Here is a 26,683-nt window from a genome sequence, read left to right as displayed (position 1 = left end):
CTTAATTCTTTAAAATTTTACTGTTTTCTAGTATTCTCACTCCAGGATCAACGGTTACGGTATAGGCTTCTATTGCGCCTGCTGCAAGTATTGCTGCCACTACAGGAGCTTCATTTCCCGGTTCAGCCAGCACTACAATACTTCCTCCGCCACCTGAACCCACTATTTTTGCGCCATACGCTCCAGCTTTTAATGCGGCATTGATCATCGCGTCAATTTTAGGGACTGTTATTTTTAATAAATCTCTTAAAACAGCGTGATGTTGATTCATTAAAGCACCTATCTTCTTTAAGTCTGGGGTTGGTTTTTCAAATTCTTTTAAAGCCTCTTTTGTATAGTGGTAATTCTTGATGGCCCCTTCAAAATAAGGAACCAATCGATCCGGTAAGTAATTGTGATATTTATCTAAATCTTCTATTTCGGATGTGTTTAAATCAAAATTTTTAAAATTTTGTTTAATAATAGCAATAGCTATTAAGGCATTTCCTTTTAATTCTCCAATCAAACCAATTGTTTCTTTGGGTACTCCGGAAACACCTGTTATTAAGCCTTTTAGCTCGGTTCCAATGATGGTGTATGAAAAAGGATCTTTGGTATTGATGTGCACAATATTGCCCACTCCGATGCTGTAATGATCCATCATTCCGCCGGGTTCTCCGTGCTCTAAAACTTCAGAAGCATACCCCATTTTTGCAATAAATTCCGGAGTAACTTCGGCATCAACTCCAAAAGCGGTAATCAAAAAATTAATCCAAGCCAATAGCAAAGCGGATGAACTTGAAGTTCCGGAATTGATAGGAATATCTCCTTTTATGGTAATGTCGTATCCTAAAGTTGGGATGCAGCCCTGTCTTCTCAAAACCCTTAGGGAAGAGGCAAAATAATCCCGAGGCGCTAATTCCGAAAAGGTAGCGTGAATATCAATGACTCTAACTTCATTTATATCGTCCATGTTTAGTCTAAAAACTTCAGTGTCATTTTGCACTGCGGTTAATTTTATATTTCTATTAATCGCACATGCAATCACCGGTAAACCTAAATAATCTTGATGATCTCCAAAGAGGCAAATTCGTCCAGGAGCTAATGATATAATTTCTTTCACTTTTTATAGGTGTTAAAACGCTGTAATATTGAACTTTACAGTGAATTTTATTTGTAATGCTAACTATTTATTTGGTCTTTACTTTACGAAACTATAGATTAAATTCTAATAAAGCAAGTAAAAAACAATAAATGTGCTCGAACACACTTTGTTTATGTTGTCGAGCACATTTTTAAATTATATAAAAAAGAGACTCTTGTAAACAGATTGTGATTTAAAATAAAAGAATATCGCTCCTTTAACTACATTCTCTTTTGTTGATTAAGTCTTACAAAAAAAAATAAACCAAAGTTTTTATATATTTGCTCATTATGGATAAAAAATATACAATAAAGGATATTGCTAAATTAGCCGGCGTTTCAAAAGGAACTGTTGACAGAGTCTTGCATAAAAGAGGAAAAGTGTCACCAGCAGCTTTAGATAAAGTTAACGAAGTTTTAAAAGTAATTGACTACGAACCAAATCTTATTGCCAGGAATTTAAAGAACAATAAAATTTATCGCATTTGTATTGTACTTCCAGATCCCGAAATTGATCCGTATTGGCGTCCTTGCCTGAATGGTATTGATGATGCGGTGAAAGAATTCAAAGCCTATAATTTGGTTATTGAAACCTTTTATTTTAATCCGGAAAAAAAGAAATCCTTTTTAAAAACGAATGAAGCTGTATTAAATTTATCTCCTGATGCGGTTTTGTTAGCGCCTTTATTCCATAAAGAAACTGTAGATGTTATTGAAGAATATAATTCGTTAAACATCATAGTGAACACGTTTAATAACCAAGTCGAATCCAGTTTTGTAAAAAGTTTCGTTGGTCAAGATTTATTCCGAAGTGGGAGAGTGGCGGCAAAATTATTGGATTCAATTACTGATAATGGTCAAATTGCTATTGTTCATATTGATGAAACCTACAAAAATGCAATTCACATGCAGGAAAAGGAACGGGGTTTTAGAACTTATTTTGACGAGAAAGAAAATTCTGCATACACGATTACCACTCTAAAATTAAAAAATCCAAATGTTGAACTTAATTTCAATACTTTCCTGAATGAAAACCCTGATTTGTCAGGTATCTTTATTACCACCTCTAAAGCGTATCAAATTGCTAAGGTAATTAGTGCATTTAAACGTAAAAAAATTGGAGTAGTCGGTTATGATTTGATAGATGAAAATGTTACTTATTTGAATCAAGGTGTAATTGATTTTATGATTCATCAAAATCAGAAAAGACAAGCGTATCTGGGAATTACTTCTTTAGTGGAACATTTTCTCTTTCAGAAAGAAATTCCAGAAATGATTCTTTTGCCTATTGATATTGTGAACGCAGAAAATGCGGAGTATTATATTGAATAATTTTACTTTTTTATATTCAATCTTCAAAAATAATGCTGAAAATAACAGCATTATTTCTCTTTATTGGATTTTATACAATTTCAAGTGCGCAAAATTCCTTTATTGATAGTATTTGGTTTTGATCTTATGCATATTTAATCTTGCTTGTATTTATGTTTTATTGGTTATGTGGTGTTCCTATTTTGGATACATACATACCCTGACATTTCCTAATACCACATTTTAGTTTTTCAAAGACTCTTTGTTAGTGTAAAGCTATTTCAGGGCAAGACAAATTTCTGATTTATTTATTGAAGCATTTTTAAAACAAAAATTATGTAACTTTAGGAGACAAAAATTGTTCGCAAGATTACTGTATACTACCACCTTGAATTTTTCCAATACTGGAATCAGCACATGCATTCTCTAATCTAAAAATGATAAAAATGCTACAAAACGTATTAATGGAACGAAAGATTTATGCCACTGAAGAGCATAAAATGATGCAAGAGATGATTCAAGAATTTATTTCAAATGATATTATGGATCATTTAGATGAATGGGAGAAAAATGGTATGGTATCTCGTGAAATATGGAAACGAGCGGGGGAATTAGGATTACTGTGTTTGGATATACCAGAAATATATGGAGGCGGAGGATTGGATTTTACTTTTAATGCCTTACTAATTGAAGCGTTTGCCAAAAAAGGAATAACAGGTCCCGGGTTTTCATTGCATTCTGATATTGTAGCGCCTTATTTATTGTATTATGGAACTGAAGCACAAAAACAAAAGTATTTACCGCTAATGGCCAAAGGGGAAATTATTACTGCTATAGGAATGACAGAGCCTAATTGCGGGAGTGATTTGAAAGCACTACGGACAACGGCCGAAGATAAAGGAGATCATTATCTGGTAAATGGTCAAAAGACCTTTATAACTAACGGTTTTATGTGTGATATGGCAATAGTTGCCGTAAAAACTAATCACAATACGGATGAGGAAGGCGTTACCTTGCTTATTTTAGAATCGACTATGGAAGGGTTTCATAAAGGGGTTCCCTTCAAAAAAATCGGAATGAAATCCCAAGATACGGCCGAGTTGTTTTTTGATAATGTAAGAGTTCCAAAAGAGAACAGACTTGGAGACGAAAAAGCGGGGTTTAAAATTATGATGCAAGAATTGGCTCGGGAGCGATTGACAGTTGGGATTATGGCAGTCGCAACTGCTGAGGGTGCTATCGAAAATACCATCACTTATACAAAGCAGCGAACCGCTTTTGAGACTCCTATTTCAGGATTTCAAAACTCCCAATTTAAACTGGCAGAATGCACAACCCAAATGCAAATACATCAGGCTTTTTTAGATCGATGTATCGAATTATTAGTTGATCATCAATTAACAACTGAAAGTGCTTCGATGATTAAATATTCGGCAACCGACATGTGCGGTCAAGTTGTTGATGCCTGTTTGCAATTGTTTGGCGGTTATGGTTATATATGGGACTATCCAATTGCGCGTATGTACGCCGATAATCGTGTGGCACGTATTTATGCCGGAACGAATGAAATTATGAAAATAGTCATTGCACGGGGATTGCTTAAAGATTTTTGACGTTTGTTGAGAATTTTAAACGGATCAGCACTATTATTCTTACAGCGTATGAAGAAACAAAAAAGAAATAACTAGTGTGTTAGGATACTATTATTGGACCTGTAGTTTGTCATTAGTTTTTACTTATAATTTTCTTGTTCTTGATCCAATCTTATTCTCGATACTTCGGGATAAAATCACTCGAACTGACGTTATGAATAATTATATCCATTAGTAGCAGTCCATTATTTTTTCTTTTCTTCGTCAACAATTAGTTTTAAAGAATTGATATAGTCAGTATCAAATTCTATAACTCTTATTTTGTTTTGCTTAAAACTCATTTCGCCGTCAAATTTACCTTCGGTTCCTAAAAAATCTATTACTAGTTCTTTCTCGTCTAGGTCTATCAGTTTGCCGAGATAAACCGCTTTATCTGACTTTTTTGTAATCTGAAAAATTTCATACTTATTCGCTACAAAGGTTATAATTGAATACAAATCTTTAAGAGGTATTATTTCCTCTGCGCTTGTTTTAAGACCCTTAAGTTTGATTACTCTTTCTGTGAATTCATGATCTTTGTCCTGAATAATTGACTTTACATTTTTGTTCTTTAGTATCGTGTAGCCATCAATTATAAAATCTACAGGATTATTTTTTAATAAAATCCAATCTTCAGTCCAATCGATAAGAAAACCACTAAAGACGTCTTTTTTGTCTTCAAATTCTATTGAGATTAATTGTCTTACGTATTTTTCCATTGTGTGTTTTGAGTTTCGATAGTATTTTGCTGCTACTACCTTCAGTTCGCCCGAAGTGTCTGTGTAATGGCTTTAAAAAGCTTATTTTAATTTAATCAGTACGTAAATATATTGGATTTAAACCACAATTAAAATTCTTTCGATAAAAAGTTGCTTCCTGGTTCTCAAGAGAAAATAATTTCTAAAAAGTATAAAAAATCGGTAAAAGGGCTCAGAAGATTCTGCCAAAAAATAGATGAATAAGCTTGTTGTGTATCAAAGTTGTCGATAGCTTGTTAATTGTTGGTGTTATTTGTAATGTAATAGTATATTCGCTGAAAATAACTCTTGCAACAGATTGGCTTTACCTCAAAACTGTTAGTTAGAGCAGCGAAGCGTATCCAAAAGGTTTGTTTTTGTCGTGAATCTTAGGTCATGTAGCCCTAGTAGATAATATTCAAGAATAAATAGAATGCGTCGCTATTTTAAGGAAATAGCAAATACAAATTATTTATATTTGCTTCGTAATGATACCGTTTAGTTAGTAGAGTAAAATAGCTTTTGTCTCTCGACCCCGCTCGAGATGACATGCTCGAAAAGACAAAATTAACGATAGGATTTTAGCATAAACCAATGGACCAACCCGAACAAACCAATACCACGTGGCTGTTTGAAATAACACCTAAAAATAAATTCTTTTCGCTGAACCTTAAGGAAGTTTGGCAATACCGTGATTTGCTGCTGCTTTTTGTAAAAAGAGATGTAGTGACGGTATATAAACAAACGGTTTTGGGACCACTATGGTACTTAATTCAGCCGTTGTTTACCTCGATTACGTTTACTATTATTTTTAATAACGTTGCTGGTATCAGTACGGGTAGTGTACCTCCTTTTTTATTCAATTTGGCAGGAATTACCATTTGGAATTATTTTACGGCTTGTTTAAATGGAACCTCCGATACGTTCAGAAGTAATGCAGGAATTTTTGGTAAAGTATATTTTCCACGTATTATAGTACCGCTCTCTATAGTTGTTTCTAATTTGTTAAAATTTGGGATACAGTTTTTTATCTTTATTTGTTTTTACCTCTATTATTATATTCAAGGTGCTGCAATAGAAATGAATGTTGCCGCTTTATTTTTTCCGTTACTGATTGCTATGATGGGTATTTTAGGATTGGGATTAGGAATGCTAATCTCTTCCTTGGTTACGAAATACCGAGATTTTAGTAATCTGATTGGCTTTGGCGTGCAACTGTTGATGTATTTATCAGCCGTGATGTATCCTATGGCATTAATCAAAGAAAAATTGCCTACTTATGGATGGCTTGTGGAGTACAATCCCTTGGCCTATGTTATAGAAACGACTCGTTATATGTTATTAAATGTTGGACACATTTCTATTTTAGGATTAGGTTATACTTTTTTAGTTACTGTAGTGGTGTTTTTTGTAGGAGTGCTCATATTTAACAGAACGGAGAAGAGTTTTATAGACACAGTTTAAATTTATTATTATTGATTACACGATTAACCGAATAAACAGTTAACCAATTATACCTCCATTGAAAGATATTATATTAAAAGCCGAAAACATTTCTAAGCAATACCGCTTGGGGCAAGTAGGCACTGGTACGTTGAGTCATGATTTGAACAGATGGTGGCATCAAATACGTGGTAAAGAAAATCCCTACTTGAAAATAGGAGATACTAATGACCGCAGTACTAAGGGCGAGAGTGATTATGTTTGGGCATTGCAAGACATTAACTTCGAAGTGGAACGTGGAGAAGTTTTAGGGATTATTGGTAAAAATGGTGCGGGAAAATCTACTTTATTGAAAATATTATCCCGCGTTACGGCACCCACTACAGGGAATATTAAGTTTGGTGGTCGTGTGGCTTCTTTGCTTGAAGTAGGTACTGGATTTAACGGGGAAATGACCGGCAGGGAAAATATTTACCTGAATGGGTCTATCCTGGGCATGACTAAAAAAGAAATCACCTCAAAACTGGATGAAATCATAGATTTTTCTGGTTGTCAGCGCTATATTGATACGCCTGTAAAACGCTACAGTAGCGGGATGACCGTACGTTTGGCTTTTGCTGTAGCTGCATTCCTAGAACCTGAAATTTTGATTATTGATGAGGTTTTGGCCGTAGGAGATGCAGAGTTCCAGAAAAAAGCCATTGGAAAAATGCAGGATATTTCTAGAACAGGCGGTAGAACGGTTTTGTTTGTGAGTCACGACTTGAGTGCAATAAGTACTCTCGCAACAAGAACTATTGTGCTCTCTAACGGCAAGATAATAGCAATTGAGGAGACTAATAAAGCGATTGCAATTTATTCTTCAATGAATACTAAAGAAAGTATATTTGAGCAAAAAGAATTATTCAGTGTTCCTTCAGTCACTCGTGTTGAGCTTATAACTTCCGAAGGAGGAACTTTACATGCTAATATGAAGCCCTTGAAAATTAATTTTGAAATTAATATGCCTGTAGCCAATTATGAAAACTTTTCTTTTTCATTTCAAATATTTGATTATCTAAATAAAGCAGTGCTGTATTCTTATATTTTTGATAAGGATAGTCCTATTTGCCGTAAAAATGGAATAAATAGGATGACTTATGAATTTAATAAATTACAACTTTATAAAGGGAGTTATTATTTGAAAATACATGTTGCAAATTCTAAAACAAGAGAAAAATTTCAAGAATTTGATTGTTGTAATTTTGATGTAGAAATGATAAATCAAAAAGAACCTGAATGGGGATGGCAAAATAACGTTTGTCAATATATTGAAGAAGGAAGTTGGGAATCATAAAAACATTTATAAAAACATAATGGTAAATAATGTTGAGAAATACATAAGTGATTGGTTTATCAATATAAAATCAGATAAAATGCTAATCTCTTTTTATATAATTAGGAAATCATTATTGGAGGCAATAACTGAGTTGAAGCCTAAATTACATGGTGTAGTTATTGATCTTGCTTGTGGAGTAATGCCATATAAAGAATATCTCTTAAACAATTCAATAGAAAATTATATTGGTATAGACCTTGAACCAACTGAATATCATAATCAGGTAAAGCCAGACTACTATTGGGATGGAAAAAAAATACCACTTGAAGATGCTTCAGTCAATTTTGTAATTGCTACAGAATTTCTCGAGCATTATTTTGATACTAATTTTATTTTGAAGGAAATACAAAGAGTTTTGAAACCAGGAGGAACGTTCTTTTTTACAGTGCCTAGTGTTTGGCCATTACATGAGGCTCCGTATGATTATCATAGATTTACTCCCTACGCTTTGGAGGAGCATTTCAAAAACACAGAATTTTCTTCATGGGAGATTAAGCAATTAGGAGGATTTCATTATCATTTAGCATTATCATTTGCCTTATGGAATGACTATAGACTTCCTCAAAAGAAACAAAAACTAATAAAACCATTTTTAAATTTTGTAGTTAAGTTTTTAATGAAAAAAGATAAAAAAGAACTAAAATTTAAGAACAATCAAATGTATTCAGGATTATACGGATTTGTCGTTAAGTAGGATTAAAAGGTATAAATAATAGTAATATAAAAAAATTACCATGAACCCAATAATATCAATAATAATTCCTTGTTATAATTCTGAATTTACTTTGCAAACTACTTTGGAGTCAGTTATTAGTCAAGATTTTCAAGATTGGGAAGCCATAATAATAAACGATGGTTCAATTGATAAGACTGAAGAAATTGCTTTAAATTGGACTAAAAAAGACGAGAGATTTAAATATTTTTCCAAACATAACAAAGGCTTAGCGAAGACAAGAAATTATGGAATAGCTAGATCAAGTGGGGTATATATATTGCCTTTGGATTCAGATAATCAACTAGAAAAAGATTTTGCAATTAGTGCCATAACTATTTTTGAAAAGGATTCTAGTATTGGTGTCATTCATGGAGATGCTGAATATTTTGGTGAAAGAAATGGACTTTGGGAAGTGGAAGAATACAATCTAAAAAAAATACTAGCCGGAAATTATATTGATGCTTGTGCTATTTATAGAAAAAAAATATGGGAGCAAGTTGGAGGATATGATGAAAAAATGCCTTTTCAAGGACATGAAGATTGGGAGTTATGGCTGGCTTTTGGGATTATAAACGTTAGATTTCATCACTTAAAAAAAATAACTTTCAGGTATTTTGTCTCCAGTAATTCAATGATTAGATCGTTTACGTATGAAATGTTAGAGTCAAATCAAGATTATATTACTAAAAAGTATAGTAAACAATATTACGAACAATATTCAAAAGTATTTTTAATTGCTTTGGATATAGATAAATTAAAAAACGAATCTGTATTTGCTAAAACAAGTAAAGATTTATTTTGTATAATCTTATCAAGGATAAAAAAGAGATTATGGAAGAAATAACCCCTTTAATCTCTATAATTGTCCCCAATTACAATCATGAAAAGTTCTTAAAACAGCGTTTAGAGAGTATTTTTAATCAAACCTATCCAAATTTTGAGGTGATTTTGTTAGATGATAGCAGTTCTGACAAGAGCCAAGAAATCATTTTGGAGTATGTGAAAAACCCAAAAGTAAGCCATCGTGTTTTTAATGACACTAATTCCGGCAATACTTTTATACAGTGGAACAAAGGAATCGAATTAGCGAAAGGAGATTATATATGGATAGCTGAATCGGATGATTTTTGTGAATTGCATTTTCTGGAAGAATTGATTCAACCCGTTCTGCAAAACCCTGAAATAAAGTTGGTTTATTGCCAATCCAATCGAGCTGACGAATTAGGTAATATTACAGGAAGTTGGCTCAACCATACCGATGATATAGATGCAGCCTTGTTTTTAACAAATTTTGTAATGGACGGCAATGAATTTATAGAGCGTTTTTTAATTCGTAAAAACGTTATACCGAATGCAAGTGGTGTTTTGTTTAGTAAAAAGGATGCAGACCGTTTGGGGGAATTTGACATTGATCCATTTTTAAAAACATGTGGGGATTGGTTATTTTATATAAAATTGGTAACTAATGGTAAAGTAGCTTTTATTTCAAAATCTTTAAATAATTTTAGATATCATAAAGACAGTGTTATTGCTAAAGCTTATGATAACGGTGAATTTAATGTAAATAGAGATATTGAAATTAATATTAGAAAAAAAATTACTATTTATTTCAGAAATCAAAAAAGTAATAATTTACCAATAATTCTAAAAACAAATAAAAAACTAATAAATGAAATTAAATACAGAAAAGCTCACTATTTAATTAAAAATAATAAAAAGTTTAAAGGAATTTTAATATTGATTTCGATATTCAGTTTAACAATTAATAAAAGTGTTTTAATTAGGAAATTGAAAAATAAATTGATTCTAATGAAAAACAATTTATAATTTTTTCAATGTAGAAATTTAAAAAAATTATGTTCAAAAAAAATGATATTTGCATAGTTATACCCATTTATAAAGAAAGCTTAAATGAATATGAAATTCAATCGGTTAACCAATGTATCAAAATACTTTCAGATTACTCGATACATTTTATTTGTCCAAAAGGATTAAACATTACTTTTTATAGTGCTAAATTTCCAGAGCTAAATAATTATCATTTTTTTGATCAAAATTATTTTAATGATATAGAGGGATATAATAGGTTGATGATGAGTTGTGATTTTTACAAAACATTTAAAAATTACGATTTCATGCTTATTTATCAAACAGACTGTTTTGTTTTTAGAGATGAATTGTTAGACTGGGTAAAAAAAGATTATGATTATATTGGAGGGGTTTGGTTTGAAGGTTTTGTTGGAGACCCTTATTTAGGAGCTAAATTTTGGCGTGCTGGTAACGGAGGGCTGTCTTTGAGAAACATAAAAACAATGATTCAATTATTGTCAAGTAAGAAACCATTGAAAAGCTTTCAACAATTAATTATTGAAAAAAGAAATTTATTCAAAATCAATGCTTTTAATGGGATTAAAGAATTTCTTTTTTTGCCTCTTAATCTAATTGGCTATAAAAATAATTGTCAAAACTATTCTAAAGAATTCAAACATAATGAAGATGTTTTTTTTGTTCATTTGCATACAGTTTATAAGGTTTTAAAAATACCAAAAGTGGAGGATGCTTTACTTTTTTCATGGGACAGATGTCCTGATTTTTTGTTTGGTAATTTAGGAAAATTACCGTTTGCATGTCATGCTTGGTATAGAGAAAATGAATATTATGAAGGAAACCATTCATTTTGGTCTAAACACATAAAATAAAAAATATACAGTATGATATTTAAACTCTTGATCATAACCATCAATTACAATAATTTACAGGAGTTGTACTGTACCATAGAAAATTCGCTTAATCAATCGTGTCAGGAGCTTGAATATCTTATTATTAATACTCTTTTACTAACGATTTCGTGCTAATTTTATAAATAAATTTTGATGAAAAAACTTTTGTTTTCCCTAGTAAATAAACTAGGATATCGCATTGTAAATAAGAATAGTGAGAGGGAACTGTTAGCGCTTCCTTTGCAAAAATATAAGATTTCGAACAATTTTGAAACTTTGTTCCAGTCCAAGTATTATATCCAAAATTTAGAAAAAAAGTTCAAGAACGTAACAATCATAAATCATAAAGAGGGGTTCTTGATAGGTTTTCATGGCTATAGTATTTATGTAGAGAGTAATGAAGAATTTTATATCCTAAATGAAATTTTTATACGGAATGACTATGATTTTACGACTGCTTCAAAGGCAGTGGTTATAGACATTGGTGCTAATATAGGTATAACTTCGTTGTTTTTTTCACAGTTTGATTTTGTCGAAAAAATATATGCTTTCGAACCCGTTAAGGACACCTTTGAACAGGCTGAATATAATTTTAGTTTGAATAAGAAAATGCACAAAGTGGCATCGATAAAAAATATCGGTTTAGGCAAAAGCAGTCGTAAGGAAGTTTTTTTATTTGATAAGTTGTGGAAAGGTAATGCAGGTTTTCGAGGTCTTGAAAGTCCTAGTTATTCGCAAAACACAACGGCTACAGAAAGAGAAGTTCAAATAGAAGATGCTTCTTTAGAATTTCAAGCTATTGTTGCAGCAAATCCAGGTAGGAAAGTAGTTGTAAAAATGGATTGCGAAGGGGGCGAATATGAAATAATAGAGGGACTTTATACTTCGGGAATGATACAATGTATCGACGTCCTGTTGTTAGAATGGCACGACCAAGGATCACATAAGTTGGAGAAAATTTTACTTGATTCTGGATTTAATTTTTTTTCCAAGAATTTTGATGAGCTTACTGGGATGATCTACGCATATAAAAACAAATAACAAAATAGTATCAATGGACTTTGCTTTATCCGTTATTATTCCAGTTTATAATTGCGAGTGCTTTATCGAGAAAACGATAGCTTCAGTAATTGCACAACCGGAAGTGACTGAAATTGTAGTTGTAAATGATGGCAGCACTGACACTACCGTGTTGCTTTTGGAACAATTACAAAAACAATATTCCATCCTTAAAATATTCCATCATCAAAATAAATTGAATAAAGGGCGTTCGGCCACTAGAAATCTAGGGATACAAAAAGCTACTGGGAATTATTTAGCTTTTCTGGATGCCGATGATTATTTTTTAGCTAATCGATTTGTAAATGATATCAAAGTATTTCAAGAAAATAAAAACTGTGATGGGATTTATAATGCGGTAGGATTTCATTTTTATAGAGCTGCAACAAACGAGGAAATACAATCGCATCAATTATACACGGTAAATCAAAAATTAAATCCTGATTTTCTATTTGAAGCTTTATTATCCGGAAAGTATGGTCATTTCCAAATTGATGGATTAACTGTTAAGAGATCAGTTTTTAATACTATTGGTCTTTTTAATGAGGCTTTGTTAGTTGCTGAAGATACAGAGATATTTTGGAAAATGGCTATCAAATGCCAATTAGAAACCGGTATTATTGATTGTCCAGTAGCAATTAGAGGAGTTCATAGCAACAATGTTTTTACTCAAGCAAATTTATACGAAAAATACACTATAAAAAGTTATGAATCACTTGTTGTGTGGTGTAGTCAAAATAAAGTAAGTTATGCAATTATTGATGAATTATTCAAGTGGATTTGGATTTTGAAACACAAAGAGAAAAATAAATTGTTTCAAGACATTGGGTATTGGGCAAAACTATTTTTTCCACATCCTAAACTATTATTTTCAGTTTTAAGTATCAAATATTTTCCTGTAATTAGGTTTAGACAAATGCTTTTCCCATTTTTGTATAAAAGATAAAAGGGTATATAAGTATAACTTTATTGTTTTATGAAAAATTAATTCAAGTAAATATGATACTATTGGAACCTAGTGGGGGGGTAGCAAATAGAATGAGGGTTATAGCTTCAGGATTATGGTTAAAGAAGAATTCTAATCACGAATTAGCTGTGATTTGGAATTTAAATAAAGAATTGAATTGTGAATTTAATTTATTGTTTGAAACAATTCCAAATGTTTCATTTGTTAAAAAAAAAGAGAAATATTTTTATCTTCATCGAAGCAATCAATTAAATTTTTATAAAAAAATTAAAGCATATTTTAGAAATAAATCACTAGGGATAGATTATAGTATCACTGAGGGGGATTTAAAAGATAAAGTCTTTAAAAATAAAATAGATCAAATTGTAAGGCACAATAAAAATATACATATTTCGACTACACAAGAGTTTGGAGATAATTACCCAGAATTTAAAAATTTCGTTCCCAAAGCAATAATTCAGAAAATTATTAACCAACAAACAGCGCTTTATGGAGATAATACTATAGGCATTCATATAAGACAAACAGATAATTTTATTTCAATTGCAAAAAGCCCAATGTCGTTATTTATTACCAAAATTGAAGAAGAAATAAATAAAAATAGTGAAACAACTTTCTTTTTAGCAACTGATGATCCTGATGTTGAAAATGTGTTAACTAATCTATTTGGTGAAAAAATTATTGTTTACAAAAAGGAACTTAGTAGGGATTCACAGAAAGGGATAATTGATGCTGTAATTGATATGTATTGTTTATCTAAAACAAAATATATTTACGGTTCATATTGGAGTTCGTTTTCAGATATTGCTGCAATAATAGGAGATATTGATAAAATAACATTAAAGGAGGATTAAAAAGTCAAAATTGAGGCAGTAAAAATGTATACAAAATGAATTCAAGAAGTAATGTAACTGTAATTATTCCCTGTTTTAATGATGGAAAATACATCATGAAAGCATTACAATCAATATACATTCAAACACTATTACCTGAAAAGATTATTATTGTGGACGATGGTTCTAATGCAGAAACTAAAAAGGTTTTAAAAAATATAAAACATCCTAGTGTAGAGATTATTTATCAAGAAAATAAGGGCGTTAGTAATGCAAGGAATACAGCAATTGAGTTAGCCCAAACTGACTATATTTTGAATTTGGATGCCGATGATTATTTTGAGCCTAGTTTTATAGAAAAAGCAGTTGATGTATTGGATAACAATAATCAGGTAGTTGCAGTAAGTAGTTATTGCCGGGCATTTAATAATGATAAAACCATCGAGATTATAAAACCTTTGGGTGGAAAGTTAAAAGATTTTATTGTAATTAATAATGGCAGAGCTAGTTCTATGTTTCTTAAAAAAAGTTGGGAAGAAGTAGGAGGTTTTGATGAAAAAATGCATGAAGGTTATGAAGATTGGGAGTTTTGGATTGCTATTTTAGAACAAGAAGGGACTATGCATATCATAAAAGAAGTATTGTCTCATTATAGAATAAAAAATACATCAAGAGACCAAAAAGCATTGGAGAATCATGATTTTGAACTTAGGAAATACATCTATTTAAAGCATAAAGTAATCTATGAAACTTATTTTGATTTTTATGTTTTTCAATTATTGATTCAAAATTCGCTTTTAAGAAATAGTTTAAATAAAGCTAAAAATTCAATAGAGTTTAACCTTGGAAGATTTATCTTGAAACCCTTTCGTTTCTTTAAAAATAAAGTAGTAAAATAATGAGTATTTTAGTATCTATTATTGTCCCCTGTTACAAGCAAGCGCATTTCTTAAAGGATTCTCTACAATCCGTATTGGATCAGACTTATACTAGTTGGGAATGTATCATTGTTAATGACGGAAGCCCAGATGATACTGAACTTAAAGCCTTAGAATGGTGCTCAAAAGACAAACGATTTAGCTATTTACATAAAGAAAATGGAGGTCTACCCAGCGCTCGTAATACAGGGATTGCAAATAGTAAAGGAGAGTTTATTGTTTGTTTGGATTCTGATGATATCTTACATCCTGATTTTTTGGCACGACTAGTTCCAGAATTACAAGCAAATGATACTTTAGCAATTGTTTCTTGTTATCGTTATTTTTTTACTAAAAACAAATCTAATGTTATAAAGGAATATAAGGCTTCGGGTTCGACTTATCGAGATTTAATGTTCGAAAATAAATTGATGCCTTCGTCCCTATATAGAAAGAAATGTTGGGAAGAAGTTGGGGGCTATGATGAATCCATGATAAAAGGTTTTGAAGACTGGGAGTTTTGGATTAATATTACCAAAAGGGGATGGGAGTTTAAATTTGTTGAAGCTTTTTTGTTCTATTATCGCAAAGCAAAAAAATCTATGCTAATGGATACTATTAATCACCATGCCGAAGCAAATATGGAGTATATATTTAGAAAACACAAAGAGCTCTATACTGTACATTTTGATAATACTGCCGAAGTGCTTTTTTACTACATAAAAACACATAGGAAAGGTAAAATGGAAACAAAGAACTCTTTAGAATATAAAATAGGGAAATTAATTACAAAGCCTTTTAAAGTTATTTCAAAACTGTTTTCTATCCAAAAGTAAAGCCATGATTTCAGTTGTTATTAGAAATAAAAATCAATCCGTTGCCCTTTCGTTTTTGTTGAAAAATTTGACAGAACGATATGCTGGTGACATTGCGGAAATTATTGTTGTTGATAATCTATCAACTGATTCCAGCAAGGAAGTCGCAGAACAATTTGGCGCACGTTTTGTTACTATTGAAAATTTTAGTTTTGGCGGAAGCGCTAATGTCTGTGCAAGAGAAGCTCGATTCCCTGTAGTGGTTATTTTTAGTGCGCATTCGTATCCTGTGAGCCATGACTTTTTTAAGTTAATACAAACGAAATTTGATAGGAATCCTAATTTAGCGGGATTGCGATGCCTCCACAGTACCAATGATTATAAAAATTTCATCAATAAAATACCTGCTACAGTTGATCCTAATAAGTCAGGATTAATTTTTTCCGGCTCAGCTTTTAGCAGAGTAGTTTGGGAAAAATATCCTTTTAGAGAAGATGTGGTAACGTTTGAAGATAAGGAATGGACAACCAGAGTTTTGAAAGAAGGATATGCAATTGATTTTGTGGAATCGATTTTTTGTTATGATATTAAACGAACTAGAAAACAATTATTTTTTCGATTTAAGAATGATGTGGTGGGTAATTATCAATTGTGGCATCAGGAGATTAGAATAGTTAGTGCCTTGAAGGGATTCCTTTCAGGTGTTTTTTATTTAATGAAATCTTTTATCTTAGATTTGTGGTATGTAGTTTTACGGTTTTTGTATTTATTAAAGTTTATTTTTAATAAACCAGAAAAATTTTAGCTGGTCCATATAAACAAGTACAGTATTTATTAACTTGTAGTTTTTTAATTTAATATGTTTTTTAAAATGAACACCCATTAATAATTATCACTGATTTTTATTTTATCTATTGAAATTTTTGTTACTTAATTCAGAAAAATATTGATTATTAAAAATAAATTGAAGCTTATTACATCTTTTATAAAATAAAATTTTGAATTAAATAACATAATATGATAAAGAGAGCGATTAGAAAGGTTTTTAATTTTTTTAAAAAGAAAGAACCTAGATATAAATTATATGATAAATTTTGGATTCAAAAAGTAGCAACAAGTACTGTTAATGATAGGGTTGTATTTTTCGAAGAAATCGCTAATCAAAAAACACTATTGCATTTAGGATGTAATGATTGGCCTATTTTTAATCCAAAATATAACTTACATATTAAACTTGCCAAAAAAGCAAAAAGTATACATGGTTTCGATATTGATTTAGAAGGAATTGAAGAATTGAAGAGATACGTGGAACAACCCTACTATTCAAACTTTGATCAGCTAAAAGGTAATAAGTATGATGTTTGTCTGGTTCCCGAAACTATAGAGCATGTAGATAATGTTCGATTATTTTTGGAAGGATTGTCGACTGTTGATGCAGATGTCTTTTATATTACAGCACCTAATTGTTTTTCAAAGAACCATATTAATAGAAATTTTTATAGTAAAAATGAATTTATAGAAGTAAATCATCCGGATCATAATTGTTGGTATAGTCCAGATACATTGAAAAACCAAATTGAAAAGTATTCTAATTTGAAAGTTGAGGAAGTTATTTTATTAAATGAGGATCGAATGGTTTGTTGTAAAGCAATTAAAAAACAGGATGCATAAAATAATTAAAGATATAATCAAAAGAGTAATCTATTTTTTTTATAGTCTTTGGAATTTATTTAACTTTTTAATTTTTGATTTAAAAAAAATCAGTCAAGCAGATATCGTTTGCTTTTTTCCATACTATCATACAGGAGGTGCGGAAAAAGTGCATCTAAATATAGTAAAAGCTTTGGCTCCTAAAAAAGTCTGTGTAATTTTTACATTAAATTCAGCAACTAAAAATTTTCAAGAACAGTTCAAAGCTAATGCCCATTGTATTGAGATCAATCCAATACTCAACAAGCGTAATTCGTTTGTAATTCGTTTGTTAAAAAAAAGTATTTACAAAACGATTAACACATCAAACAATTGTAAAACAGTATTTGGTTGCAACTCAGTTTGTTTTTACCAAATACTTCCTTTTATCTCTGATAAAATAGCCAGAATCGATTTGTTTCACAATTTTTTTGAAAATGACAGCCGTGAAAACGATATTATAAATTCAGTTTCTTTGATTACTCATAGAATAGTGATTAATGACGCGGCAAAACAAGATATTTTAAAATATTATTATAGAAATAAAGTAGATTGTAATTATTATAACAATATAAAAATTATTGGAAACGGAATTGAACTTGATAATGATGCTTATTGCCAAAAACAAGAATCAGTTTTTAAAATAGGTTTTATAGGACGATGGTGTTTTGAGAAACGTCCTTTACTTTTTTTAGAAATAGCTAAAAAAGTAAAAAGTAAATACCCTTTAATTTCTTTTGTAATGGCAGGAACTGGAATGAGAAGTAATTTGGATATTATTTTAGAAGCAGGAGTTGAATTTTTGGGAGAAATAACAGATAAATCCATTTTAAACCAACTATATAAAGAACTAAATGTGGTTCTTTTACCTTCAATATATGAGGGGTTTCCTTTAGTGATAATGGAAGCAATGTCTCATGGAGTCATAGCGATTTCAACTCAATTAGATGGCATTAGTGAACATATTTCAAATAATGAGAATGGCATATTGATTAATGAATCTGATGAAACGAAAATTATAGAAGAATTCTGTAATTCAATTTTTCAAATAATAGAGAACACAAAATACAGAAATAATTTATCTTATAATTCGTTTTTATATGCTCAAGAACATTTTAGTATAGAGAAATTCAATGAGTCGTATCAAAAATTATTAAGTTCATAAATGAAAATCCTCATGATAGCCATACCGAATCATCATTTTTTTCAATGGGTCAATCAGTTGAAAGAGTCAGGCTATGAAGTATATTGGTTTGATGTTACTGATGGCGGGAACAAAGTAGAAAGAATAGATTGGGTGCATCAAATAAAGGGTTGGAAATTAAAATTTGATTTCCCATTAAGACATTTTCTTAAAAAGAACTTTCCTCGAATTTACGAAGGAATTCAGAAATATAATGAAAGAAAAATAACGACTATTTTTACAAAACTAATCAATGAAATTAAGCCTGATATCGTACATTGTTTTGAAATGAAATTGGCAGGCTTACCTATTTTACCAGTCATGAAGCACAATAAAATCCCTTTTGTATATTCATCTTGGGGGAGTGATATGTATGCATATCAAAATTTAGGAATAAGCAGGAATCAGGCAAAGTTATTTTTAAATAGAGTGGATTATTTAATTACCGATTGCAATCGAGATTTTCAAATAGCACAGCACTTAGGTTTTACAAATCAATTTCTAGGTATTTTTCCAGGTAATGGAGGAATTGAAATAGAAACCACATTGATACGACCCATAAATAATAGAAAAACCATTTGTATAAAAGGATATGATGACAGTGTTGGAAAAGCCTTGCTTGTAATAAAAGCAATTGAATCGATACAATTTGATTCTTCAATTGATTTCTTAATTTTCAGTGCAGATGAAAATGTGGCATTATATTTAAACAAATCAGACTATTTTAAACAAAGAAAAGTTGAAATAATCTCAAGAAACTCTTTTATTGCTAATAAATTGTTATTGCAAAAATTAGGTTCTTGTTTGCTATACATTGGAAACAGCATCTCTGACGGAATGCCCAATTCTTTACTAGAAGCAATGGGAATGGGAGTTTTTCCGATACAGTCTAATCCAGGAAAAGTTTCAGAAGAAGTCATAACCCATGGAGTGAATGGTTTTTTAATTGAAAATCCTTTGGATATACATGAAATTGCAGGTTGGATTGAAAAGGCTTTATTAAACAACCAATTAAGAGAAGAGGCACAAACTGATAATATTAATTTAGTTAGTAAGAATTATAATAGAGAGAATCTAAAACAAGATATTGTACAGTTATATAAAGGTATTCTGTCATAAGATGTAAGCATGGAAATATCAATACTTATCGTAACTAAAAATAGACCAGACGAACTGGAAATTACATTAAATAGACTAATCGGTTTACTTGATTTGACATTTCATGAAGTATTAGTTTTTATTGATGGTTGTAAAAAAACAGAAATATTAATTACAAAATATCCATGGGTGCAATGGGAAAATTCAGCAATAAGTATCAGTGCTTCGCCGGCAAGAAACAAGTTGTATAAAAAAGCAAAAGGTAAAATTTTTATAGGATTAGACGATGATGCACACCCTTTGAGCGAGGATTTCATTACTCAAACACAATCCGTTTTTTTAGAAAATGAAAAAATTGGTATTATAGCCTTTCAAGAAATTAGAGGTGTTTTTATTTCAGATGAAGAAGCTTTGATAATGGCTGTGCCGAAAATGGATAGCTATCTAACAAATGATTTTGTAGGATGTGGTTTTGCGATAAAAAAAGAAGTTTATGATAGCACAAATGGTTTTCCTGTTTGGATTGATATTTATGGTGAAGAATCTTGTTTGGCTATTGAAGTATTAGATTTAGGTTATGATATAAACTATGATAATAGAATAATTGTGAATCATAGAGTGGATAAAAAAAAACGGCTAGGGCAGGGCAGGAATTACTTTCGCTTCGAAAAGCAACTCAAAAATACTATGTATTATTATGTGGTGTATTATCCGAATCCCATGCTAAAAATAGCAAGATTACTATTTCATAATTTTAAAAAATATGGACTTCACAATCTTACATATTTTAAGTTGTTTTGGAGTTCCCTTTTTAGTGTAACAAAAGAGTTACGCGCTGTTTTAAAATTTAGAAAACCAGTGCGAAAAAGTACTTTAGCAAAAATGAAAGCTGTAAAAGGAATAAAATATTGAGTTGTAATTAATACAAGGTCAGAATATTAAATCTTTTTTTGAAGCAACAACTAAAAAAATATAAAATGAAAAAAATAGGGATCATTCCACTGCGCAAAGATTCGAAAGGAATTCCGGGGAAAAATAAAAAGAAAATGGTAGGACGGCCCTTGTTTTCGTGGGTACTTACGGAAGCTATTTTTTCTGATTTGGATGCCGTTTATGTGTTTACAAACGATACCGAAATCATTAGCTATATAGAACGGGAATACTATTGGACCAATAAGATATTTGCCGTGTTGCGCAACGAAGAAAATGCCAATGATACCGCTTCTACGGAGAGTACCATGATGGAGTTTTCTGAGAAAATTAATCATGAGTATGCTGTTTTATGTTTGCTTCAAGCGACTTCGCCATTAACATTGGCGGCTGATATCAATAAAGTATTAGATAAAATCATCACAGAGAAATACGACAGTGCTCTTACTGTAGTCAATACGCATCGGTTTACCTGGAACAGTGATGGAACCCCACAAAATTATGATGTTTTCAACAGACCCAGACGACAAGATTTTGAAGGATTGTTGATAGAAAATGGTGCGGTGTATGCTACTAAAAAAGAACTTTTTTTAACTTCTAAAAACAGAGTCAGCGGAAACATTGGCTTAGTTACCATGCCTGAAGAAACTTTAATGGAGATTGACAGTATCTCTGATTGGGGTATTATTGAAAATCTATTGACAGAGCGACAAAAAAAGTGCAAGACCCAACAAAGGATTTCCTATTTAGTATTAGATGTTGATGGGGTTTTTACCGATGGTGGGGTTTACTATAATGAAGAAGGAGAAATGGCCAAAAAGTTTGATATGCGTGATGGCATGGGGTTAGAAATTTTAAGAGAAAATAATGTTGAAGTAATCACATTGACTTCTGAAAATTCCAAACTGGTTGCTCAGCGTATGGTAAAACTTCAAATTAAAGAGGCATTTTTTGGTGTTAAGGATAAATATTCATTTCTGAAGCAATTTCTTGCCACTAAAAATAGTAGTTTTGGAGCTGTTGCTTATGTAGGAGATGATGTAAATGATTTGGCTAATATGTGTAGTTCCAGTTTGTCTTTTGCTCCGGCAAATGCAACTGCTACAGTAAAACTGAACGCTGATTTTGTGCTTGGGACAGCTTCTGGAGCCGGTGCCATCAGGGAAGTTTGTGAAATGATATTAAAGTATAATAAAAGATATGACTGATTTTAAAAAACCTTACGTAATTGCTGAAATTGGCTGTAATCATAAAGGCGATATAGCAATTGCGAAAGAATTGATAAAGATTGCAAAGATATTTTGTAATGTTGACGCCGTTAAATTTCAAAAAAGAAACAACACCGAATTGTTGACTGAGGAGCAATATAATGCACCGCACCCTAATGTCAGTAACGCTTATGGCGATACGTATGGTGCGCACAGGGAATTTTTAGAATTTGATGTGAACCAACATCAAGAGTTAAAAGACTATTGTGAATCTATAGGAATTACGTATTCAACTTCTGTTTGGGATACGACCTCGGCCAAAGAGATAGCGTCGCTTCATCCGGAATTTATTAAAATCCCATCTGCCTGTAATAATAATTTTGAAATGTTGGGTTGGTTGTGTGATCATTACCAAGGGGAAATTCATATTTCGACTGGGATGACCACTAAAGATGAAGCAGATACTTTGGTTAATTATTTTGTTGCAAAAGGAAGGAATAAAGACTTAGTGTTATACAATTGTACCTCAGGATATCCGGTGCCTTTTGAGGATGTGTGTTTGTTAGATATTACTTTGCTGAAGGAAAAATATGGTGCTATTGTAAAGCATATTGGTTTTTCCGGACATCATTTAGGAATAGCCGTAGATGTAGCAGCCTATACGCTGGGTGCCAACATTATTGAAAGACATTATACAATAGATCGCACCTGGAAAGGTACTGATCATGCTGCTTCTTTAGAACCTATGGGATTGCGAAAATTAGCGAGAGACTTGAGTGCTGTTCATAGTGCATTGACTTTTAAATCAACAGATATTTTGCCTATTGAACAAGTGCAAAGGGATAAGTTGAAGAATAAAAAGTAATATAACTGTCCGCTAAGTAGAGCAAAATTTTTATTATATTTTTAAACCATTAAGAAATTAAGAAAATTAAGTTTTAACCTTAATGAACCTTAATTTCTTAATGGTTTAAAGAGAAAAAGAACTTTATTTTTTATAAACTAATAAAAATTCAGATTGGTATTAGTGACAGATAGCCGCAAATAAATCAATAATTAAACCCCAAACGAGCTTGATAAATTAAATTATGAGTAAAAAAATATTTGTTTTTTTTCCAGATGGAGTGGGGCTGCGTAATTTTGCCTTTACTAAATTCAAGGAATTAGGAGAACAAAAAGGAAATCAAATTGTCTACTGGAATAATACTGTGTTCTCTCTCAAAGAGGAGTTGGGCTATGATGAGGTTAAAATTGAAAACCATAAAATAAATAGGTTAACGCCAATCTATTCCCGCATTAGAAAACACATCGAATTGAATGTGTCACAAAAGAAGTTTAAGGATGACGTGTATCCTACTTATAAATTTCCTTTTAGCTACAATAGCATAAAAAACACCTTAATTACACTTTATACTAAGTTGTTAATAGGATTGAATTCATCAGAAAAAGGGATTGTCCGTATCCGAAAACGAATCAATAGTCTAGAACGTTCCACTGAAAAATACCAGTATTGCAAAGCTCAGTTACAAGAACACCAGCCTGATTTGGTTTTTTGTACTACACAACGTGCCACGCAATCTATAAGCGCTTTACTGGCAGCCAAAGATTTAGGGATTCCTACTGTTGCTTTTGTGTATTCTTGGGACAATGTGCCTAAGGCGATGCAAGTGGTGGAAACGGATTATTATTTTGTTTGGAGTGATTTAATGAAATCGGAGGTTTTAAAATACTACCCATTTGTCAAGGAATCCCAAGTTATTGTTACAGGAACACCTCAGTTTGAGCAGCATTACGACAGCCGATTGCTGCAAGAAAGAGCTGCGTTTTGTGCCGAGCATCATTTGGATGTTGATAAAAAATACATTTGTTATTCCGGTGATGATGAAACTACTTCGCCTTTGGATCAGTATTATTTAGAGGATTTGGCTCATGCAGTACACAGTTTAAATGCTAAAGGTAAAAATCTGGGAATTATCTACAGAAAATGCCCTGTTGATACAACCAGTAGATATGATGCAGTTCTTGCTGCTAATGCTGACATTATCACAGTTTTAGATCCTATCTGGAAACCTATGGGGAAACAATGGAATGAAATTTTGCCTACTAAAGATGATTTAGGATTATTGTATAATGTTTGCGCCCATTCTGAATTGGTCACTAATGTGTGTTCCTCTACTGTTTTTGATTTTGTGGCACATGAAAAACCTTGCATCTATTTTAATTACGAGCAACCCCAATTAAAAAAAGGTATTCGGGATATTGGACAAAATTATAATTATGTTCATTTTAGAAGTATGCCCAGTCCAGAAGCGGCTGTGTTTTGTACCGATAAAAAAGAGTTGGAATATTTAGTAAGTCAAATCATAACAGGCAAATTATCAAATGTTTCAGAAGGGAAAAAATGGTATGAAATTGTGGTCGGAGTAACTCCAACACAAGCTTCAGAGAAAATATGGGAAAATATTGATGCGATTTTAAAAAAGTAAAAATTTGAGTTTTTACTTTTAGTCAACTATGAAAAAATTTATAATTAAGATTGTTGGGATTTTATCTATACTTCTAATACTACTATTAGTATTCGATTTTACCTATACTACTGTTTATAAAAATGCTAATCCAAGGACTAAATTCCAGTATTTAAGAAGCCTGAAAAATACCAAAGTCAATTATATTTTTTTAGGTTCTTCGAGGGTTGAAAATGGAATTGACCCATTCATTATAGAAAACAACACTAAAAAAAAATGTGTTAATTTAGGGTATGAGGCAGCTAAACTGGGTGATATTTACACGGTTTTGCAATTATTAAAATGGTATAATATTGCCTCTGATACTGTATTTATTCAAGTAGATTATATTTTTGACATTAAAGGGCACTCCATTAATTTGCCTTATGAAATGACCCCGTTTATTAAGGAAAATCAAATAACAAAAGACTATTTGATTGATTATGTGGGAGAAGATCCAAGTATGTTTTATATTCCTTTTATCAGATATTGTGGAAGCGATCAAAAGATTGGATTTAGAGATGTTTTTGCTAATTTCATTGGAAAGAAAACTACTGTAGTCGAAAATAAGGGATATAGCCCTTTACGAGAAAATGATAATGGCGGTAAGCACAACAGCCATTTCTCCCTGCCTACTTCTATTGGTTCATATAGTCCTTATTATGATAAAATAAAAAAATATGGAACAGCGAATAATCTAAAAATTGTCTTCTTTTGTGCTCCCTTTTGTAAGCACACTAAAAATTTAGATTATATAAAAAAATTAAAAACTAAAATTCCGGATTTATATGATTTTTCTAATGCCATACAAGAGGATTCGATGTTTGTTAATTGTTTTCATTTGAATGAAATGGGGGCAAGTAAATTCACTGAAATTTTAGTGAAAAAAATAATAAATAATAAAAATAAAATTTAGCATGTTTTTCAATTCTCTATCCTTCGCTATATTTCTGCCTATCGTATTCCTGTTGTATTGGTTTGTTTTTAATAAAACTAAAAGCACTCAAAATGCAGTTCTCATTATAGCGAGTTATTATTTTTATTCTTGTTGGGATTGGCGTTTTTTGTTTCTGTTGGTTTTCTCCACTTTTTTAGATTATTACACAGGGATTCGAATTGAAAAAGCAAAATCCGAAGGCTCTCGAAAATTTTGGTTTTGGTTGAGTATCAGTATTAACCTTGGTTTTCTGGGTGTTTTTAAATATTATAATTTTTTTGCTGATTCTTTCTCCGATTTATTGAATGGGTTTGGATTACAAACGAGTCCCTTATTGCTGAATGTAGTTTTACCAGTGGGTATTTCGTTCTATACTTTTCACGGTTTATCCTATGTGATTGATATTTATTTAAAACGTATAAAAGCCGAATACAACTTTGTGGACTATTCCTTGTTTGTTAGTTATTTTCCATTGTTGGTCGCTGGCCCTATAGAGAGAGCCACACATTTATTACCACAAGTAAAAGTAAAACGTAGTTTTGATTATCAAAAGGCCAAAGAAGGAATCTATCAGTTTATATGGGGGTTGGTCAAAAAAGTAGTCATTGCGGATACTTGCGCTACCTATGCCAATGCAATTTTTGATAATTATCATTCGATGAATTCACTATCATTGTTATTGGGAGCAGTTTATTTTGCATTTCAGATATATGGGGACTTTTCCGGTTATTCAGATATGGCTCTGGGAATGTCAAAATTATTTGGAATTGATTTGTTGCGTAATTTTAATTATCCTTATTTTTCAAGAGATATAGCGGAGTTTTGGCGTCGTTGGCACATATCCCTGTCGTCCTGGTTTCGGGATTATGTGTATATCCCGCTGGGAGGAAGTAAGGGAAGTAAATTCAAACAAGTCCGCAATGTATTTGTTATTTTCTTGCTAAGTGGTTTTTGGCATGGTGCCAATTGGACATTTATCGCTTGGGGTTTTATTAATGCGTTATACTTTTTACCTTTATTGTTGCTCCATAAAAACCGTTCTAATATGGAAACCTTTGAACTGCAATGGAATTTCAGTTCCTTAAAGGTATTGTGGAGTATTTTGGCCACTTTTGGATTAAGTTGTCTGGCTTGGATATTTTTTAGAGCAAAATCTATTGAAATTGCCTTTGATTATATTGCCCGTATTTTTACAAATAGAAGTTTTGTACCACAATATTTAGAAAATGAAAGGTACAGTTATGAAATGGTACTGTTAGTTTTGATTTTTATTCTCGTCGAATGGAATTCAAGAACTAAAATCGAACCTATTTCAGGTAGGTATAGTTGGGTAAAAATTACACTTTGCTTGGCGGCTCTTTTAGCTTTAGGAACGTATTCGGATTATAAAGAATTTATTTATTTTCAGTTTTGATTTAATTGTTGAAATTTATAAAAGGAATGGCGTCTCGACTGCGCTCGACGTGACATAGGGAGTAGTTTAATT

At 31.4% G+C, this 26,683-nt stretch carries 25 protein-coding genes; 23 read left to right on the top strand and 2 right to left on the bottom strand.

Going from position 1 to position 26,683, the window contains the following annotated elements; genetic code table 11:
* Window position 1: 1 nt before the first annotated feature.
* On the bottom strand, window positions 2-1,102 hold the full coding sequence (locus ACNQF8_RS08080) for a GHMP family kinase ATP-binding protein (protein ID WP_417953227.1): 1,101 nt from the start codon (window positions 1,100-1,102) through the stop codon (window positions 2-4).
* Window positions 1,103-1,413: 311 nt separating this feature from the next.
* Here ACNQF8_RS08080 and ACNQF8_RS08075 point away from each other — a divergent pair, with 311 nt between their 5' ends.
* On the top strand, window positions 1,414-2,454 hold the full coding sequence (locus tag ACNQF8_RS08075) for a LacI family DNA-binding transcriptional regulator (protein WP_417953226.1): 1,041 nt from the start codon (window positions 1,414-1,416) through the stop codon (window positions 2,452-2,454).
* Window positions 2,455-2,879: 425 nt separating this feature from the next.
* Window positions 2,880-4,046 (top strand): acyl-CoA dehydrogenase family protein, encoded by a 1,167-nt coding sequence (locus ACNQF8_RS08070; protein WP_417953225.1) that lies wholly within the window; start codon window positions 2,880-2,882, stop codon window positions 4,044-4,046.
* 224 nt (window positions 4,047-4,270) lie between these two features.
* Here ACNQF8_RS08070 and ACNQF8_RS08065 read toward each other — a convergent pair whose 3' ends face one another.
* The gene (locus ACNQF8_RS08065) at window positions 4,271-4,783 is read right to left on the bottom strand and encodes a hypothetical protein (RefSeq protein WP_417953224.1); all 513 of its coding nucleotides are present in this window, start codon (window positions 4,781-4,783) and stop codon (window positions 4,271-4,273) included.
* A gap of 612 nt (window positions 4,784-5,395) precedes the next feature.
* On the opposite strand from ACNQF8_RS08065, the gene ACNQF8_RS08060 reads away from it, so the two are divergent.
* From ACNQF8_RS08060 to ACNQF8_RS07960, 21 genes are all read left to right on the top strand, one after another.
* Complete coding sequence (locus tag ACNQF8_RS08060) at window positions 5,396-6,265, top strand: ABC transporter permease (protein ID WP_417953223.1); 870 nt, start codon at window positions 5,396-5,398, stop codon at window positions 6,263-6,265.
* A gap of 58 nt (window positions 6,266-6,323) precedes the next feature.
* Entirely contained in the window at window positions 6,324-7,580 is a 1,257-nt protein-coding gene (locus ACNQF8_RS08055; RefSeq protein ID WP_417953222.1) for an ABC transporter ATP-binding protein, read from the top strand.
* Window positions 7,555-8,316: a methyltransferase domain-containing protein gene (locus tag ACNQF8_RS08050; RefSeq protein ID WP_417953221.1), complete on the top strand. Its 762-nt coding sequence runs from the start codon at window positions 7,555-7,557 to the stop codon at window positions 8,314-8,316. Before ACNQF8_RS08055 ends, ACNQF8_RS08050 begins: the two co-directional genes overlap by 26 nt.
* A gap of 40 nt (window positions 8,317-8,356) precedes the next feature.
* Window positions 8,357-9,181, top strand: a complete 825-nt coding sequence (locus tag ACNQF8_RS08045; RefSeq protein WP_417953220.1) for a glycosyltransferase family 2 protein — start codon at window positions 8,357-8,359, stop codon at window positions 9,179-9,181.
* Entirely contained in the window at window positions 9,169-10,164 is a 996-nt protein-coding gene (locus ACNQF8_RS08040; RefSeq protein ID WP_417953219.1) for a glycosyltransferase family A protein, read from the top strand. The genes ACNQF8_RS08045 and ACNQF8_RS08040 overlap by 13 nt, the downstream gene beginning before the upstream one ends.
* Before the next feature lie 29 nt (window positions 10,165-10,193).
* On the top strand, window positions 10,194-11,036 hold the full coding sequence (locus ACNQF8_RS08035) for a DUF5672 family protein (protein WP_417953218.1): 843 nt from the start codon (window positions 10,194-10,196) through the stop codon (window positions 11,034-11,036).
* 174 nt (window positions 11,037-11,210) lie between these two features.
* On the top strand, window positions 11,211-12,098 hold the full coding sequence (locus tag ACNQF8_RS08030) for an FkbM family methyltransferase (RefSeq protein ID WP_417953217.1): 888 nt from the start codon (window positions 11,211-11,213) through the stop codon (window positions 12,096-12,098).
* Between the two features lie 13 nt (window positions 12,099-12,111).
* Entirely contained in the window at window positions 12,112-13,062 is a 951-nt protein-coding gene (locus tag ACNQF8_RS08025; protein WP_417953216.1) for a glycosyltransferase family 2 protein, read from the top strand.
* Window positions 13,063-13,115: 53 nt separating this feature from the next.
* Window positions 13,116-13,937, top strand: coding sequence for an O-fucosyltransferase family protein (locus ACNQF8_RS08020; protein ID WP_417953215.1), 822 nt, complete (start codon window positions 13,116-13,118; stop codon window positions 13,935-13,937).
* Between the two features lie 35 nt (window positions 13,938-13,972).
* Window positions 13,973-14,815 (top strand): glycosyltransferase family 2 protein, encoded by an 843-nt coding sequence (locus ACNQF8_RS08015; RefSeq protein WP_417953214.1) that lies wholly within the window; start codon window positions 13,973-13,975, stop codon window positions 14,813-14,815.
* Window positions 14,815-15,669: a glycosyltransferase family 2 protein gene (locus ACNQF8_RS08010; RefSeq protein ID WP_417953213.1), complete on the top strand. Its 855-nt coding sequence runs from the start codon at window positions 14,815-14,817 to the stop codon at window positions 15,667-15,669. The genes ACNQF8_RS08015 and ACNQF8_RS08010 overlap by 1 nt, the downstream gene beginning before the upstream one ends.
* A 4-nt stretch (window positions 15,670-15,673) precedes the next feature.
* Window positions 15,674-16,453, top strand: a complete 780-nt coding sequence (locus ACNQF8_RS08005; RefSeq protein ID WP_417953212.1) for a glycosyltransferase family 2 protein — start codon at window positions 15,674-15,676, stop codon at window positions 16,451-16,453.
* Between the two features lie 212 nt (window positions 16,454-16,665).
* A complete protein-coding gene (locus ACNQF8_RS08000; RefSeq protein WP_417953211.1) occupies window positions 16,666-17,319 on the top strand; it encodes a class I SAM-dependent methyltransferase in 654 nt (217 codons plus the stop codon).
* Window positions 17,312-18,502: a glycosyltransferase family 4 protein gene (locus ACNQF8_RS07995; protein WP_417953210.1), complete on the top strand. Its 1,191-nt coding sequence runs from the start codon at window positions 17,312-17,314 to the stop codon at window positions 18,500-18,502. Before ACNQF8_RS08000 ends, ACNQF8_RS07995 begins: the two co-directional genes overlap by 8 nt.
* Window positions 18,503-18,514: 12 nt before the next feature.
* Window positions 18,515-19,639, top strand: a complete 1,125-nt coding sequence (locus tag ACNQF8_RS07990; RefSeq protein WP_417953209.1) for a glycosyltransferase — start codon at window positions 18,515-18,517, stop codon at window positions 19,637-19,639.
* 9 nt (window positions 19,640-19,648) lie between these two features.
* Window positions 19,649-20,530, top strand: coding sequence for a glycosyltransferase family 2 protein (locus tag ACNQF8_RS07985; RefSeq protein ID WP_417953208.1), 882 nt, complete (start codon window positions 19,649-19,651; stop codon window positions 20,528-20,530).
* A 65-nt stretch (window positions 20,531-20,595) separates the two neighbouring features.
* Entirely contained in the window at window positions 20,596-21,756 is a 1,161-nt protein-coding gene (locus ACNQF8_RS07980; RefSeq protein ID WP_417953207.1) for a cytidylyltransferase domain-containing protein, read from the top strand.
* Complete coding sequence (locus tag ACNQF8_RS07975) at window positions 21,749-22,621, top strand: N-acetylneuraminate synthase family protein (RefSeq protein WP_417953206.1); 873 nt, start codon at window positions 21,749-21,751, stop codon at window positions 22,619-22,621. Before ACNQF8_RS07980 ends, ACNQF8_RS07975 begins: the two co-directional genes overlap by 8 nt.
* Before the next feature lie 223 nt (window positions 22,622-22,844).
* Window positions 22,845-24,242: a UDP-glycosyltransferase gene (locus ACNQF8_RS07970; protein WP_417953204.1), complete on the top strand. Its 1,398-nt coding sequence runs from the start codon at window positions 22,845-22,847 to the stop codon at window positions 24,240-24,242.
* 28 nt (window positions 24,243-24,270) lie between these two features.
* Window positions 24,271-25,176 carry a hypothetical protein gene (locus ACNQF8_RS07965; protein ID WP_417953203.1) on the top strand — a complete coding sequence of 302 codons (906 nt, stop codon included), beginning with the start codon at window positions 24,271-24,273 and terminating at the stop codon, window positions 25,174-25,176.
* 1 nt (window position 25,177) lies between these two features.
* Window positions 25,178-26,611, top strand: coding sequence for an MBOAT family O-acyltransferase (locus ACNQF8_RS07960; RefSeq protein ID WP_417953202.1), 1,434 nt, complete (start codon window positions 25,178-25,180; stop codon window positions 26,609-26,611).
* Window positions 26,612-26,683: the final 72 nt, after the last annotated feature.

The sequence above is a fragment of the Flavobacterium labens genome (assembly GCF_048286755.1).
Lineage (GTDB): Bacteria > Bacteroidota > Bacteroidia > Flavobacteriales > Flavobacteriaceae > Flavobacterium.
This window is presented reverse-complemented; position numbering and strand designations above follow the sequence as displayed.

Coding starts and splice junctions, on each gene's coding strand:
- ACNQF8_RS08075 (WP_417953226.1), top strand. CDS start 1,414: ATGGATAAAAAATATACAATAAAGGATATTGCTAAATTAGCCGGCGTT.
- ACNQF8_RS08070 (WP_417953225.1), top strand. CDS start 2,880: ATGCTACAAAACGTATTAATGGAACGAAAGATTTATGCCACTGAAGAG.
- ACNQF8_RS08065 (WP_417953224.1), bottom strand. CDS start 4,783: ATGGAAAAATACGTAAGACAATTAATCTCAATAGAATTTGAAGACAAA.
- ACNQF8_RS08060 (WP_417953223.1), top strand. CDS start 5,396: ATGGACCAACCCGAACAAACCAATACCACGTGGCTGTTTGAAATAACA.
- ACNQF8_RS08045 (WP_417953220.1), top strand. CDS start 8,357: ATGAACCCAATAATATCAATAATAATTCCTTGTTATAATTCTGAATTT.
- ACNQF8_RS08040 (WP_417953219.1), top strand. CDS start 9,169: ATGGAAGAAATAACCCCTTTAATCTCTATAATTGTCCCCAATTACAAT.
- ACNQF8_RS08035 (WP_417953218.1), top strand. CDS start 10,194: ATGTTCAAAAAAAATGATATTTGCATAGTTATACCCATTTATAAAGAA.
- ACNQF8_RS08030 (WP_417953217.1), top strand. CDS start 11,211: ATGAAAAAACTTTTGTTTTCCCTAGTAAATAAACTAGGATATCGCATT.
- ACNQF8_RS08025 (WP_417953216.1), top strand. CDS start 12,112: ATGGACTTTGCTTTATCCGTTATTATTCCAGTTTATAATTGCGAGTGC.
- ACNQF8_RS08020 (WP_417953215.1), top strand. CDS start 13,116: ATGATACTATTGGAACCTAGTGGGGGGGTAGCAAATAGAATGAGGGTT.
- ACNQF8_RS08015 (WP_417953214.1), top strand. CDS start 13,973: ATGAATTCAAGAAGTAATGTAACTGTAATTATTCCCTGTTTTAATGAT.
- ACNQF8_RS08010 (WP_417953213.1), top strand. CDS start 14,815: ATGAGTATTTTAGTATCTATTATTGTCCCCTGTTACAAGCAAGCGCAT.
- ACNQF8_RS08005 (WP_417953212.1), top strand. CDS start 15,674: ATGATTTCAGTTGTTATTAGAAATAAAAATCAATCCGTTGCCCTTTCG.
- ACNQF8_RS08000 (WP_417953211.1), top strand. CDS start 16,666: ATGATAAAGAGAGCGATTAGAAAGGTTTTTAATTTTTTTAAAAAGAAA.
- ACNQF8_RS07995 (WP_417953210.1), top strand. CDS start 17,312: ATGCATAAAATAATTAAAGATATAATCAAAAGAGTAATCTATTTTTTT.
- ACNQF8_RS07990 (WP_417953209.1), top strand. CDS start 18,515: ATGATAGCCATACCGAATCATCATTTTTTTCAATGGGTCAATCAGTTG.
- ACNQF8_RS07985 (WP_417953208.1), top strand. CDS start 19,649: ATGGAAATATCAATACTTATCGTAACTAAAAATAGACCAGACGAACTG.
- ACNQF8_RS07980 (WP_417953207.1), top strand. CDS start 20,596: ATGAAAAAAATAGGGATCATTCCACTGCGCAAAGATTCGAAAGGAATT.
- ACNQF8_RS07975 (WP_417953206.1), top strand. CDS start 21,749: ATGACTGATTTTAAAAAACCTTACGTAATTGCTGAAATTGGCTGTAAT.
- ACNQF8_RS07970 (WP_417953204.1), top strand. CDS start 22,845: ATGAGTAAAAAAATATTTGTTTTTTTTCCAGATGGAGTGGGGCTGCGT.
- ACNQF8_RS07965 (WP_417953203.1), top strand. CDS start 24,271: ATGAAAAAATTTATAATTAAGATTGTTGGGATTTTATCTATACTTCTA.
- ACNQF8_RS07960 (WP_417953202.1), top strand. CDS start 25,178: ATGTTTTTCAATTCTCTATCCTTCGCTATATTTCTGCCTATCGTATTC.